The 14,001-nt window shown below is 45.6% G+C and carries 13 protein-coding genes and 5 tRNA genes; 5 read left to right on the top strand and 13 right to left on the bottom strand.

The window, feature by feature from the left end:
• Positions 1-204: 204 nt before the first annotated feature.
• Positions 205-2,118: an NAD(+) synthase gene (nadE, locus tag BLR06_RS17450; protein ID WP_092074918.1), complete on the top strand. Its 1,914-nt coding sequence runs from the start codon at positions 205-207 to the stop codon at positions 2,116-2,118.
• A gap of 149 nt (positions 2,119-2,267) precedes the next feature.
• On the opposite strand, the gene BLR06_RS17455 is transcribed toward nadE, so the two are convergent.
• The 4 genes from BLR06_RS17455 to BLR06_RS17470 form a co-directional block, all read right to left on the bottom strand.
• A complete protein-coding gene (locus BLR06_RS17455; RefSeq protein ID WP_092074881.1) occupies positions 2,268-2,624 on the bottom strand; it encodes a hypothetical protein in 357 nt (118 codons plus the stop codon).
• A 15-nt stretch (positions 2,625-2,639) separates the two neighbouring features.
• Positions 2,640-4,163: a hypothetical protein gene (locus tag BLR06_RS17460; RefSeq protein WP_092074882.1), complete on the bottom strand. Its 1,524-nt coding sequence runs from the start codon at positions 4,161-4,163 to the stop codon at positions 2,640-2,642.
• A gap of 165 nt (positions 4,164-4,328) precedes the next feature.
• Entirely contained in the window at positions 4,329-5,663 is a 1,335-nt protein-coding gene (locus BLR06_RS17465; protein WP_092074883.1) for a DNA recombination protein RmuC, read from the bottom strand.
• Between the two features lie 208 nt (positions 5,664-5,871).
• Positions 5,872-6,783, bottom strand: a complete 912-nt coding sequence (locus tag BLR06_RS17470; RefSeq protein WP_092074884.1) for a hypothetical protein — start codon at positions 6,781-6,783, stop codon at positions 5,872-5,874.
• A 317-nt stretch (positions 6,784-7,100) separates the two neighbouring features.
• Here BLR06_RS17470 and BLR06_RS17475 point away from each other — a divergent pair, with 317 nt between their 5' ends.
• Positions 7,101-7,658: a hypothetical protein gene (locus tag BLR06_RS17475; RefSeq protein WP_092074885.1), complete on the top strand. Its 558-nt coding sequence runs from the start codon at positions 7,101-7,103 to the stop codon at positions 7,656-7,658.
• A 535-nt stretch (positions 7,659-8,193) separates the two neighbouring features.
• Here BLR06_RS17475 and BLR06_RS17480 read toward each other — a convergent pair.
• The 8 genes from BLR06_RS17480 to BLR06_RS17515 form a co-directional block, all read right to left on the bottom strand.
• Positions 8,194-8,282: transfer RNA gene (locus BLR06_RS17480), tRNA-Leu, on the bottom strand.
• A gap of 14 nt (positions 8,283-8,296) precedes the next feature.
• A tRNA-Cys gene (locus BLR06_RS17485) sits at positions 8,297-8,371 on the bottom strand.
• Between the two features lie 6 nt (positions 8,372-8,377).
• Positions 8,378-8,452 (bottom strand) — tRNA-Gly (locus BLR06_RS17490).
• A gap of 6 nt (positions 8,453-8,458) precedes the next feature.
• Positions 8,459-8,534: transfer RNA gene (locus BLR06_RS17495), tRNA-Phe, on the bottom strand.
• Between the two features lie 120 nt (positions 8,535-8,654).
• Positions 8,655-8,731, bottom strand: a tRNA-Asp gene (locus BLR06_RS17500).
• Positions 8,732-8,865: 134 nt separating this feature from the next.
• A complete protein-coding gene (locus BLR06_RS17505; protein ID WP_092074886.1) occupies positions 8,866-9,228 on the bottom strand; it encodes a response regulator in 363 nt (120 codons plus the stop codon).
• A gap of 17 nt (positions 9,229-9,245) precedes the next feature.
• Entirely contained in the window at positions 9,246-10,049 is an 804-nt protein-coding gene (gene thiD, locus BLR06_RS17510; protein ID WP_092074887.1) for a bifunctional hydroxymethylpyrimidine kinase/phosphomethylpyrimidine kinase, read from the bottom strand.
• 41 nt (positions 10,050-10,090) lie between these two features.
• Positions 10,091-10,759, bottom strand: a complete 669-nt coding sequence (locus tag BLR06_RS17515; RefSeq protein ID WP_092074888.1) for a hypothetical protein — start codon at positions 10,757-10,759, stop codon at positions 10,091-10,093.
• Between the two features lie 198 nt (positions 10,760-10,957).
• Here BLR06_RS17515 and BLR06_RS17520 point away from each other — a divergent pair, with 198 nt between their 5' ends.
• The 3 genes from BLR06_RS17520 to BLR06_RS17530 are packed head-to-tail and all read left to right on the top strand — an operon-like array spanning position 10,958 to position 13,687.
• Positions 10,958-12,046, top strand: a complete 1,089-nt coding sequence (locus BLR06_RS17520; RefSeq protein WP_245698218.1) for an ABC transporter substrate-binding protein — start codon at positions 10,958-10,960, stop codon at positions 12,044-12,046.
• Positions 12,047-12,069: 23 nt separating this feature from the next.
• On the top strand, positions 12,070-12,846 hold the full coding sequence (locus tag BLR06_RS17525) for an ABC transporter permease (RefSeq protein WP_092074890.1): 777 nt from the start codon (positions 12,070-12,072) through the stop codon (positions 12,844-12,846).
• 13 nt (positions 12,847-12,859) lie between these two features.
• Entirely contained in the window at positions 12,860-13,687 is an 828-nt protein-coding gene (locus BLR06_RS17530) for an ABC transporter ATP-binding protein (RefSeq protein WP_092074891.1), read from the top strand.
• Between the two features lie 13 nt (positions 13,688-13,700).
• Here BLR06_RS17530 and BLR06_RS17535 read toward each other — a convergent pair whose 3' ends face one another.
• Complete coding sequence (locus BLR06_RS17535) at positions 13,701-13,856, bottom strand: DUF1540 domain-containing protein (protein WP_092074892.1); 156 nt, start codon at positions 13,854-13,856, stop codon at positions 13,701-13,703.
• Positions 13,857-14,001: the final 145 nt, after the last annotated feature.

Genomic DNA, 14,001 nt, shown 5'->3' on the forward strand with positions numbered 1-14,001 from the left:
CAAAACAGCCTGATAACGGAACAATGCTCCATCATGCTCACCCCATATCATTATATTTATAAATATTTACCTAAATCTCCTGCTTTATTCCAGCAGTCAGGAAAGGATTTCAGCGCTTATTGTTGAAGTATTAAAATATTTAAAGGTCTTAAGAGCGTGTGATATGAGTGTACAATAGTAAGGAATAATCATAAAGAGGTGCCCATACTTGTGAAAATTGCATTAGGACAAATGGAAATTACTCCTGGAAGACCGGATCTGAATACGCAAACCATGCACAAAATGATTGATCAGGCGCTAAGCGACAAAACCAGTATAATCATTTTTCCTGAAATGGCTGTCCCAGGCTACTTACTGGGCGATCTGTGGGAACAGGAAGCTTTTTTGCGGGATTGCGAGGAATTCGGCCGGCTGATCATCGAAAGTTCGACCGATATCTGCATTATGTTCGGCAACATTGCCGTTGACTGGGAAAAGCATAACAATGATGGCCGGGTGCGCAAATATAACGCGTTTTTTGCGGCCTATAACGGCCAGTTGCTGGGCGGTGATAACTTTCCTTATCCCTATCGCATCAAGACGCTCCAGCCAAACTATCGTGAATTTGACGATACCAGACACTTTTACAGTCTGAGGCAGCTGGCGGCTGAATTAAACGTCAATGTTGAAACTCTGCTGCAGCCGGTGCAGCTGAACCTGCCGACAGGTTCCTTGAATATTGGCTGTATTTTATGTGAAGATGGCTGGACTGATGATTATCCGGTTAAGCCAATTGCCGCCATCCGCAAAAACAGCCCTGTCGATCTATTTATTAATATTTCCAGCTCCCCGTATACCTTGGGCAAAAACAACAAACGCAACCGGATTTTTTCCAAGCAGGCCCGTGAAACACAAGTGCCGCTGATTTATGTAAATACAACCGGCTTGCAAAACAATGGCAAAACGGTCTATACTTTTGATGGTGTAAGCACAGTTTACAACGGCAATGGAGACATTACTCACTATTGTGAACCATTTTCAGACGAACTGAAAATCATTGATTTGGACCTAAGCCGCCAAGCTGCACTAACCGCACCGGTCATCCCGCCAAATGACCAGGATATTGGCAGCATTTATCAGGCCATTCATTACGGAATTGCGCGCTTTACGCATTCCCTGGGAATTAAAAAGGTTGTTGTCGGAATATCCGGCGGCATCGACTCAGCTTTAGCTGCAGCTATTTACGCCAAAGTCCTTGGACCGGAAAACGTCCTGCTGGTCAATATGCCCAGCACTTATAATTCGCAAACCACCAAAGATCTGGCTTATCAACTTGCCGAAAACCTTAAGTGCCTTTATACTGTCATCCCTATTCAGGAAATAGTGGATTGTACGATTCAGCAAATTAACACCAGCCAGATTAAGGATCTGGCGACAAACGAAGTCTTCCAGTTGTCGGTATCGCCCTTTACGGCTGAAAACATTCAGGCTCGCGACCGTTCGTCCCGTATCTTGGCCGGAGTAGCCGCCGCTTTTGGCGGAGTCTTCACCTGCAATGCCAATAAAAGTGAGCTTTCCGTCGGCTACTCCACCCTCTATGGCGACCAGGCCGGTTTTCTGGCGGCTTTAGCTGATTTATGGAAACACCAGGTATATGACCTTTCCCGTTATGTCAATGAGCAGATTTATGGGCGAGAAGTCATTCCCCAGGCCACCATCGATATTGTTCCCAGCGCTGAACTTTCCTTTGACCAGGCGGTTGACGAGGGCAAAGGCGATCCGTTACACTACCCTTATCATGATTATCTGTTCCGGGCATTTGTTGAATATTGGCGCAAAGCCACCCCGGAAGACATACTGATCTGGTACAAGCAGGACGTCCTTGAACAAAAACTGGGCTGCCGGCCCGGTATTGTAAGGCAGCTGTTTACAACCCCGGCCGAGTTCATTGCCGACCTCGAAAAATGGTGGAAACTCTATACCGGTATGGCCGTCGCCAAACGGATTCAGGCGCCTCCTGTGCTGGCCGTCAGCCGCCGTGCTTATGGCTTTGACCACCGTGAGTCCCAGAATAGCGTATACTTTACCGCTAATTATTTAAAATTAAAAGACGAGTTATTAGGGAATAAACGGGAGTAAGCGGCTAACCACAGAGGGACGTAAAAATATAATTACTATGTTGATCCTCCGGCGCGATGCGCCGGATTTCCTCTGTGACCTCCGTGTACGCTGCGGTTCAAATATCACGCACTTTAACAAAAAACTCCCGGATTTCCGGGAGTTTTTTGTTAGCGGTTAATGCTCCGCAAGATAAACCATATGATCAAAACTAAGCCTGCTCCGAAAACAACTACCGGCAAGGCAACAAAAATGACAAACAGCAATATCCCGGCAAATAAGAGTTTTGTCAAAAAACCGGAATTGCCAAAACTGATCACCCGGTACTTAACATAGCCAGTTTCCCGCTCATGTCGCCGGCGCTGATTCTGGTCATGCTGATCCTCACCAGTTGTTTCAATTGTCACGCCCTGAAAATTCCGTTTTTCCTCTGTCGTTAATATTTTAACTTCGCCCTTACCGGAATGACACACGCTGCATTCTGTTTCGCCCGGCTTAAATTCATTGCCGCAGTTTTCACAAACCACAATGATCACCCCTATCTAAAGTACGAACAAAGAAAGCACAAAGCCTTCTTCACTTAAATAACGCGGATCAAATTTCTGCAACTGCAATACATCAAATAATTTATTACGGCTATTTTTCAGGCTGGTTACAGATATTCCCACATTCTCCGCCAACTCCTCCGGAGAGATATCATCTGTTCCATTCATTTGCGCAAATGAAAATAATACAGCTGCCGCCCATACGCCAGGCTTTCTAATAGTAACCACCGTCAGCTGAGAAAAATCATGCCAGATTCTCTTAACCAGCATTAGATCATGGCAGGATAATCCATATTCCCTGGCCAGCTTGTCCAGCAATAAAGCTACCTGCTCATTAGGAGTACGGATGTCGCGTACTACAGGAAATTCTTTCTCAAGCTGAAATGCAGACGTTACATTCACCTTAGCCAAAGTTACCAGTACGTCAATGGTATGGCGAACAACCAAAGCATGTCTGTCAAAAAAACCGGTTAGCGTTGCTTCAGGACACTGAATTTCATAAATAGCCTTCTGACGGAGAACTTCATCTTTGATCCGTTGGCGCAGATTGGGGCTGACCTCAACACTAGTTACATAATTCAACATAACAACTCCGCCCGAATACAGATGACCATAAAACAAGATTTTCTTGAGGCTGTTGAATTCAAAATCCGGATAGGGCAGCTTCATCACGGCGCCGGTAAATAAATCAATGCATTCCACCCAATCCGGTCCCAGAATCCTGCTGATGTAAAACACGGTAAATTGCGCGTTTAAAAGATCCTGTAAAATTTGCCGTTCATCAGCATTCAGTGTTTTGTATTGCAAATCAAAGAAATGCTGTAATGGTTTTTCATCACTTTCAAGCAAATGATAATCAAAGAGAAAATAATCCCAGAACCCCAGCCAGAATTCATCCTGCTCATTTTCAGGCACATGATCGAACGGGCCGGTGTACAAGTACAAAGCGCGGTCAAAATCATTACTAAACTGCTCCTGCTGAAAATAAGAACCAATTTTCACCATCAACCGTTCCACCGTATCGCCAACCCGCTTGCCAAACTCATCAGACAGAAGCGCCGGAGCGTCAAAATCTTCACTGAATATCCCCAGCTCAGAGTCATCAATATTCATCAACCTTAATGTATCGCCGCCGGCGATTTCATGTGCCGCCCGGTTGATTTCCTCAGTTCCGGCAATGGCCTTTTTACTATACAGATACTGAAAAAAATCCTTTAACACGTCAAAAAACCGCCGTACCGATTCAATGCTGATACTGTAGTCCGGAATATGACTGGCTAACCATTCAACTGCGATACTGTATTCCCGGGCGGTAAGCTCGTCTAAACTATCGTTCTCAGCATGAATCAGATAAAGTATAAACATTTCAATATTACGCCACATCGCTCTGAGTTCAGCATCAGCCACCCCCTGCCAGGCTTTCTGGCGCAAAAAACCCTCAACCCATTCCCGTCTGACGATTGGTTGCCACTCTATATCTTCTTCATAAAAAAGACGTATTTCATCATACACATTTTTCATTAAGTATATTTTCTCCCTTTTAAAATTAGCCCACCGTCATATTATAGCATCTATATTTTTCAGGGGCTAGTTCTGTAACTCTTAAAATTCCAGGCTGGATTTGCACCGGGTTTTCGCTCTCCAAGGCCCAGGAGCGCACCTGCCGGACACAGGCAAGGTGATGTATTATTCTTCATCTGCAAAGGTTTCACCAATACCTGACGCACCTAAAATATTGACCGCCTGCTCCTGCGGCAATTCCTGCACATCTTTTAATTTACGCTGAATAGTCCGCGACTTTCGGGCCGCGTTATCAATAGAATTACTGGCTTCCTGCAATTTTTTATGCGTTTTATCCAGTAAAATACCAAACTTGCCAAATTCACTTTTCACCGCCCCCAGGATACCCCATACTTCGGAGCTGCGCTTCTCAATCGCCAGCGTTCTAAAGCCCATCTGCAAACTGTTTAATAAAGCCGCCAGTGTTGTCGGACCGGTAACAATCACTTTATACTCTCTCATCAGTATATCACACAGCCCCGGACGTCTCAGCACTTCTGCATATAGCCCTTCGATCGGCAAAAACAAAATGGCAAAATCGGTAGTATCAGGTACACAAATATATTTGGCGGCAATATCTTTCGCTTCTGCCTTAATGCGGTTTTCGAGGGCTTTGGCAGTCTCTTCGGCAGCGGCAAAATCCCCCTGCTCCTGGGCATCCTGCAAGCGCTGATAATCCTCCTGCGGAAATTTAGCATCAATGGGCAGCCATACAATACTGCCCTCCTTATCCCGGCCCGGCAGCTTGATTGCATACTCAACCCGTTCATTGCCGCCTGGCCTGGTAACAACATTTTGCGCATATTGTTCAACAGTTAAAACCTGCTCCAGAATATTGCCTAGCTGCATTTCCCCCCAAATGCCCCGGGTTTTGACATTGGTAAGAACTCGTTTTAAGTCGCCAACCCCCAGCGCCAGGCTCTGCATTTCACCCAGGCCTTTGTGAACCAGTTCCAGACGTTCACTGACCAGGCGAAAGCTCTCGCCAAGTCTTTTCTCCAGTGTATCGTTGAGTTTTTCATCCACCGTCTTGCGCATTTCATCCAGCTTCCTGGTATTATCCTGCTGTATTGCCTTCAATTGGCCTTCCACCGCATCACGCAGCTTGTCCATCCGCTGCTCATTGCGTTGAGTAAGCTGACCAAGTTGTTTAGCGAAACTCTCCAATTGCGATAACTGTAGAGCTGCATTTTCATTTAGCCGGCTCAGCACCGATTCATTAAAACGATTCAGCGCATTCGCCAGTTCATCCCGCAGTCCCCTCGCGTTAACGCCGTTTTCGGCCCTGCTCTTGGCCAGTTCCTCCTGAAGCGATTTCTCCATTCGCTCCAGGCTGCGCTCAATGCCATAAAGCGTAACCGACAGGTCCTTGCGCCGCTTTAACACCCGCATGACCAATATAGACAAGCCGATGACTGAAACCAAATTCAGCCCGGTCATCATGACAATAAATATATCCATGTTATACCCCCAGTTGCCGCTGAATACAGCTAATGAAAAAACCGCTCACATCAAAGAGCAGTTTCATGCTTTGCAATCAGAAAAGTTAATTTCCTTAGTATGTTATAACCCGTAACCTCCCGGTTCCTGCGCATTCCTCCTGTAAGTTATGGCTTCGAACATCAGGCTGTGGCTTTGCTGCTCTCAAATCCCGGCGAAGGCGGGTTCTCTAATCTTGTTCTATTGTTGCCATGCGCCGGGCCAGCCACTCAATCCATTGATCGACAAAACCAAGTTCCCGCAATAAGTCATCCGGGGCCTTGATGCGCCCCTGTTCCAAAAACATCATGATCCGGTCCTTGACCAGCGACGCTTCAGTGAAAAATTCCCCGGCCGGCATGTCCGGTTCAGGAAACGCAACGGTATATTCATTATAAATGTCCACTGCCATCGTCTCGTAGATATCCAGCGGTTTGCCAACAATGGCTGTAAACTTGTTTGCGGCAATACAGGTCAAATGAGCCTTGACCTGTCCGGCCAATTCGGTATACCGGCGCTGATACTCCCTAATATGGCGGTTAACGGCTTCATCATTGGCAACCACGCCGCTAAGCAGCTCCCGCACTGCGATATAGCCGCTCAGATCATAGCTGAACAACTGTTGATCCGGCGTCTTTTCCAGCCACCTGCTTACAGCGGAATCCATTAACCGGCCGGCGGCTGCGGCAAACTGCCGGTCAAGTTCATAAATTTGCCGGCATAAGTGATAGACCAGCTGCGCCGGCTGCTCCGGTTGCTGTAAATTGACGGCAAAACATTTTTCACAGTAACCGGTTTGCTGATAAACAAGCGGTTCGCCCTGTGCTACAGCAGGAAAAGGAAGTCCAAGAGCGGCATATCGCTTTTTTTGCTCTGCCAAACGGCTTTTTTCAATATGAACAACGCTTTCATTTCTAAAAGCAACTTCGATAATCTCGTTACAGCACAAACAGCGGCATATTTTTTTGCTGATACGCGCCGCAATATATTGAGCTTGTTTGGGAAAAACAAAATGATATACTGCTGTTTCGATAAAAGCAAAAGTAAATACCTGCTCCAACTGATTGAGCATCGGTATCGTGGGTTGGTTTTGAATTGTCATAGAATACTCCCCGGTAATAATATGGTTTATCGCTTATACATTCGGCCTTACCTGTAAAAATCCTTTAATCCAATCGTCAGCCGGGTCATCCAACAGTCCTGGCTCATCCGCCTGTTTTGGCAAACATGAATTAAAAGCACAGGCTTACGGGCCGCTTTGTCTGAACTTTTTCCTTTAACCTGTCCCAAGGCGCCACCGCTAAACCTTCCGATCTCGCAGGAGCGTTCCCGCTCATCGGAAAAGAAAAACCCGGTTGTATGTTTAGACAGGAAATTATTGGTCTTTGTCGAAATGTCACCCCAAAGGAGGTGATTGCAATGAATCTTGCATTGTTAAAAGAATTGGAGGACTTAAAGAAAAAGCAGGGAACTTTGTCTGCACGTCTTGCCAAAAAAATCGAGACAAAGATTGAACATTCCATTACCGAAGCTTTTCATGACTTTGACCGGTTTTTCAAAGAGAACGGCTTTGAAGTTCAATCGGGTGAACGTATTGTATCGGCGTCTTACGGAAATTTGAAAGCCACACTTAAATATGATATTCCGGAGGCTCCTTATCTAAATTGTTACTTTGCGTTCGATCTGATTTTACAATTTCAGGAAAATACTGAATATCAACTACTTCTTATTTCAAAGCACCAAAACCGCACCACTGAATCTTACGATGCAACGGAAGGCCCAGCTCAACAGATAAGACAAAGCATTCAGGAAGTTACGGCCAGTATCGAAAAAACTGAAGAAAGTATTAAAAATTTCTCTAAAGAAATCTGGTCATTCGAGTTGCGCTCGAAAAAACAGAAGAAAAAAGCGAATCGTAACATCTATGATTCTGTATACGAATTACTGACTACTACGCTTACCAAGGAACATGAATAGTCAATCCATGGTATTCAATTTGTTGTACTAAATCATTCGTAATTTGCTCAATTTGTTTTTGAGAAAAATGTTCGACAGCAATTCAAATTTCAATATCGCTAACGAATCTCTAACTCCTTTGGCCGTTCCGCAAGTTGCTTCTGTGGTCGGCGTTTTCTTTTTCCAGCGCCTCAATCCGCCGCTCCCTGGCGGCCAGCGCTTTCCTCAGCCCGGGTAAACCGTTCCATCGTAAGCCTTAGGCTTTCCTCTCTCATTTTAGACATGAAAAAACCGCCCTATGAAAGGACGTTTTGGGCTATAATATAAAGGCTCCTGTTTTTCGCGGGAGCCTTTACTAATTTCTCCGTTATTGTGATTACCTCTTTCTCCATTCGGGCAGGACGTAGACGTATGATCCTGGCCCAGTTTGAATCCCGGCGCTGCCATCCGGTTGCAGTCTCAATTCGCTTGACTATATTCGCTCGCTATAAAACAAAAAGACCCGGACAGAGTCCAAGGCATGTAGTAATCACACTCAAGTTAGTTTGCTTAGATTTGGTGCCGAGGACCGGAATCGAACCGGTACGGATGTTACCATCCGACGGATTTTAAGTCCGTTGCGTCTGCCAGTTCCGCCACCCCGGCATGATAAATTTTGTTGGAGGCGGCACCCAGATTTGAACTGGGGAGTAGAGGTTTTGCAGACCTCTGCCTTACCACTTGGCTATGCCGCCGTTTTATGGAGCGGAAAACGAGATTCGAACTCGCGACCCTCGCCTTGGCAAGGCGATGCTCTACCACTGAGCTATTTCCGCAATAAATGGTGCCTCAGGACAGAATCGAACTGTCGACACGAGGATTTTCAGTCCTCTGCTCTACCGACTGAGCTACCGAGGCAATTTGGATTTTGGATATTAGATTTTGGACTTTGGAAGCCGCACTAATAACCTGCTATATTATAGTCAGACTGCTATTGCTTTAATTCAATAGCCAATGTCCAACAGCCAACATCTAAAATGGCGACCCGGATGGGACTCGAACCCACGACCTCCGCCGTGACAGGGCGGCATTCTAACCGACTAAACTACCGGGCCACATATTAAACGCATAATCTATTGTATATCAGAGCCTTTTGCATGTCAACCAATTTTTAAAACCTCTAACCCCAACATCTGCGACAACAAAAGTTATTATACATAAAATCCAGCTTTTTGTCAAGTTTTTTTGATTATGTGGCTAACACTTTATTAATGGCGGCCACCACCTGCTCCGGATCAAAAGGTTTAACAATAAAAGCAGAAGCCCCAACAGTCAGTGCATCACTAATGATCGCCTTTTGACCTAATGCGGTAACCATAATCACCCGCGCCAAAGGGTTCTCATTATGAATGATCTTCACTGCTTCTATGCCATTTAAATTAGGCATCGTTATATCCATGGTCGTCACCTCCGGTTTGTGCAGGCGATACATTTGTACAGCCTGTTTTCCGTCACCGGCTTCAGCAACCACCTCATGACCGTTTTCAACCAGTACCTTTTTTAGCATCATTCTCATAAAAGCGGAATCGTCGCAAATTAGGATCCTAGCCATTTTTCACCCTCCATATACTAGTACAAACCAGCTCGATGATATAGTTCATAGAAATGATGCGTAGGACCAATCCCCTTGCCGAGAGCAAAACCGTGTGTAATAGCCATGGTAATATAGCGCTTGGCCTCAGCAACGGCGGCTTCGACGCTCAAGCCTTTAGCCAGGCCGGCGGCAATAGCCGAAGAAAATGTACAGCCCGTACCATGGGTATGCACACTGTCAATCCGCTCATTGGCAAAGCTGCTGAACTTATTGCCGTCATACAGCAAATCGCAGGCGCTGCCCGGTAAGTGGCCGCCCTTAACCACAATATATTGTGCACCCATTTCTTTGATCACTGCAGCTGCTTTTTTCATGTCCGCCTGATTGTTGACTTCAAATCCCACCAATTCCGATGCCTCATACAAATTTGGCGTCACTACCAGGGCCTGGGGAATGAGATGCTTCTTCAAAGCTGCAATCGCATCCTTTTTCAATAATTGGCTGCCGCTCTTTGCTACCATAACCGTATCAAGAACAATATTGCGCGCCTTATGACGAACCAATGCCGCAGTTACTGTTTTGATAATTTCCGAATTCGACAGCATGCCGATTTTGACGGCATCAACCCTAATATCGCTGAACACGGCATCAATCTGGTCATTAATAATTTCTGTATCTAGCTCCCGGATGCCGGTAACTCCGCAAGTATTTTGAGCAGTGATGGCCGTGATGGCGCTCATGCCGAAAACGCCCAAGGCTGCAAAGCTTTTTAAATCCGCCTGAATTCCGGCGCCGCCGCTGGAATCAGAGCCGGCTATCGTTAAAGCTGTATTCCACATCTAAAAATCCTTTCTTAACCTATATAATAGCACATAATCACTTAAACCGCCTGAATTTGCTTACGCATATCCTCCAGGGCGGGCACAAGATAAAGTGACAGCTTATCCGCCAGTTCTGACAGTAATTTGGTTTCAAAATTTGCTGCCATTTGCAGTGTCCGCTTAATGCGCATTTCGCCAAAAAATTCATCCCGGTAAATATTATAATATATAATCAAATTACTGTCAGAGGAAAAATCACTATAATCTAAAATGATGTAAGACCCGTTGATTATTTTCAGCGGCTGCTCCGGCCTGATAAAGAGTTCAAACCCGGCAATTTGTTCCGGTAATTGAGCTGCATATGACCATTCGACGATTTTCTTTTCCCGGAAAATCAGATCTAAATCCTGAACATTAAAGCAGCCCAGTTTGGCGAGTGTTTGATCCAGATGTTCTGCTAAAACCTTCTCTAATGCCGCTAAATCAGCGACAATATAGGAAATATCACAAAACACCACTAACCCGACAGTAATTTTCGCAATAAATTCTTTGGTTGCATTGTCATAAATTACCGAAAAGCTCCGCCTTTGGTCTTGATTGCAATAACGAAATATCCTGTAAACTGTGTCCTCCTTGATAAACTCAGGGATAAGTTTGAACCCGTGTAAAGCTTCGGGAAGCTTTTGTAAATGCTCCGAATCGCAAATTTGTTTAATGATTTCTTCCATAATAACTCCCTTGTCTGATAGAAGTCCGAACGGCTGTAACTTTGCCGGAAGCTCAGCCTCTGTCTATTCGCCGGGTTTGCTGGGGTTGCTAAATATTTATATATTCTGGCTGATCGGCAAAAAACCTGCTGCTATTGTCACCAAAATAATGGTATTTGAATAACATGCAGTAATCTTATTTGACAAGTGGGAGGGAAAATGATGAGAAGACATTTTTTTGCGAAATACACCATAGTTCTGCTGTTTGTCTTGATCGCTCTATTACATACTGCCTGCTCACAGGCCCCGTCTGCGCCTGTTACCGGTAAAGCACCCCATTGGGTTCCTGATTTGGCGCCGCTGTCGCAGCAAACCACGGTAAAGGTCGGCATGAAGCAGGTAGCCTCTGACGCCGGTATTTTGATTGGCATGGCCAAAGGCTACTATACTGATTTGGGTATTACCATTGATCCTGTGCAATTCAATTCCGGTCAGGAAATGATTAATCAACTGGCGGCAGGTCAGCTTGATGTTGGCGCAACAGTTACCTCCTCCGGACTGTTGAACGCCATGTCCCGGGATATACCGGTAAAAATTGTCGCCGATAAAGGCATTAACGTACCAGGTAAAGGATATTACCGTCTGGTCGTTCGTAAAGACCTGGCCGGCGCTTTGACGGACTACAGTCAGCTGCACCGGAAAAAAATAGCGATTGTCGCGACCGCTTCGCTGGATGAAATTGCTTTAGCCCGCATACTGCAAAAAGGCGGTTTAACCACTGCCGACGTGGATGTTCAGGTCATCCGCTCTTTTCCCGATATGCTGGTTTCCTTAAGCAATAAAAGTATTGACGCCGCAATGCTCATTGAACCCTTTGTCACTTTAGGCATGAGCAAAGATATTATTGATCCCTGGAAAGACCCTGTGGACTATGACCCGGATGCGCAAACCGCACTATTGGTTTACGGTACCAGTATGACCAAAAATCCTGAACTTGCCAACCGGTTTATGACCGCCTATCTACAATCACTGCGTGATTACAACAATGCTTTTTTCAAAAATCAGAATAAAGCCGAGATCATTGATATTCTCTGCAAATACTCCGTTGTCAAAGACCCGGTCCTTTACGAAACAATGTATCCCACCGGCCTCAACCCGGATGGCTACGTCAAACTAAAAGGGGTGGAACTCGACCTGGCCTGGTATAAAGAAAATCATCTGTTAAAATCAGATATTAGCCTGCAAGATGCCGTTGATCATAGCTTTGTAGATTTTGCCTTAAAAAAGCTGGGACCGTATCAACAATAAGTGATCTGGTATGAGGTGAGTGTATGGCTAAACTGTCAAGTGATTCCACAGCAATTCGTATGTTATCTGTTTTGTCGCCGCTGACACTTCTGCTCTTATGGGAAGTGCTGGCCCAGGTCGGCGCTATCGATATCCGGTTGTTTTCCAGTCCAACCTTAATATTTAAAGCATTTATTCCCCTGCTGTTGTCGGGCGATCTTTTTCACCATACTGCGGTAAGTGTTCAGCGAGTGATTTTTGGTTTTGCCGCCGGTTCGATACCAGGCATTATGGTTGGTATCAGCATGGGATTGTCGCCCCTCGTACGATCAGCCATTGAGCCAATGATTGCGGCGACCTACCCCATCCCCAAGCTGGCCTTAATGCCACTGATCCTGTTAATCTTTGGGCTGGGCGAAACCTCAAAAATATTTACCATTGCCATTGGCGTTTTCTATCTGGTGGTAATTAATACAATGGCCGGGGTTCTCAGCATTGATCGGATTTATCTTGATGTAGCCAAGAACTTTGGCGCCAGCCGAAAAAATTTTTACTTAACCGTCGCTCTGCCAGGCGCTCTGCCGATGATTTTTGCCGGCTTGAAGCTTGGCATGGGCATGGCTTTAATTTTAATTGTGGCGGCTGAACTATCCGCAGCCAAAGCTGGTATCGGCTGGATGATTTGGCGGGCTTATGACATGTTTGATATTGAGCAAATGTTCGTCGCCCTGATTATGCTGTCTGTGCTTGGCTATATTTTTTCACTCATTCTCGATCTGTTAGAACGGCTGGTATTACCGTGGAAGCAGCAATGCCGTTAAGGAGGAGGTCGCCATGTGCAATACAACGAACCGGATCGTAATGAAAAATGTCAGCAAAACATTTACCACAAGCCACGGTCAGGTAACGGCATTGCAAAACATCAATTTAACCATTAAAAACGGTGAATTTTTCTGCATTGTCGGCCCCAGCGGCTGCGGCAAAACTACCTTGCTCAGAATATTGGCGGATTTGGAAGAGGTGTCCGGCGGTATGATCAGAATCAACAGCGACGGCGGCAATCGTCCGGTCAATTCGATGGTCTTCCAGGAGCAGTCCATTTTTCCCTGGATGACAGTTGCCGAAAATGTAGCTTACGGACTGCGAATGCGAGGCATTGCCAAAAAACTGCGCGCAGATATTGCCAGCCATTATATTAAGATGATTGGACTTAACAAATTTGCCCGCGCGTATCCCTGTCAGCTTTCAGGCGGCATGAAACAGCGGGTAAGCGTTGCCAGAGCCTTTGCCACTGATCCTGAAATACTGCTGATGGATGAACCGTTCGGCGCCTTGGATGAACAAAACCGTATCCTCCTGCAGCAGGAGTTGCTGCATATTTGGGATACCAGTAAAAAAACTACTGTTTTTATTACTCATAGCATTGATGAAGCTCTTTGTGTGGGTGATAAAGTAATGATCATGACCGCCCATCCCGGTACAATAAAATCAGTGGTCGAAGTTGATCTCCCCCGGCCCCGCGATATTGCAGCAATTCGCACAACCGTGCATTACAACGAACTGTTCCAGCAAATCTGGCTGAGCTTACGGGAAGAAGTACTAAAAAGCAAGCAGCAGGAATTCAACGCCAATGAAAACAGTCAGCCGGAAGCTTCCGGCTGACTGTTTTCATTGGTTATTGCAGTTTAAAGGTATGGCAGTTGGTCTCCTGAACATCGCCGGCCTGTTTTCCGCCACTGTCTACACTTACTTCAATGGCGTTCGCAGTACAGCGCTGACCCTGACTCCAAAACTTACAGTTTTCAACCCGGCACTTAACATCTTTTGCCATTTTATCACCTCCTGCACAATTATTATCGGCAAAAACAGAGGTGATTATGTTCGAAAAACTGCGTTAAGATATTGTAATTAATGCCGTTGCCTTCAATAAAAAACTGAGCTCGCAAACTACATTTAGGAATTTTTATGCCATTTTT

This window comes from Dendrosporobacter quercicolus, assembly GCF_900104455.1.
Classification (GTDB): Bacteria; Bacillota; Negativicutes; order DSM-1736; family Dendrosporobacteraceae; genus Dendrosporobacter; species Dendrosporobacter quercicolus.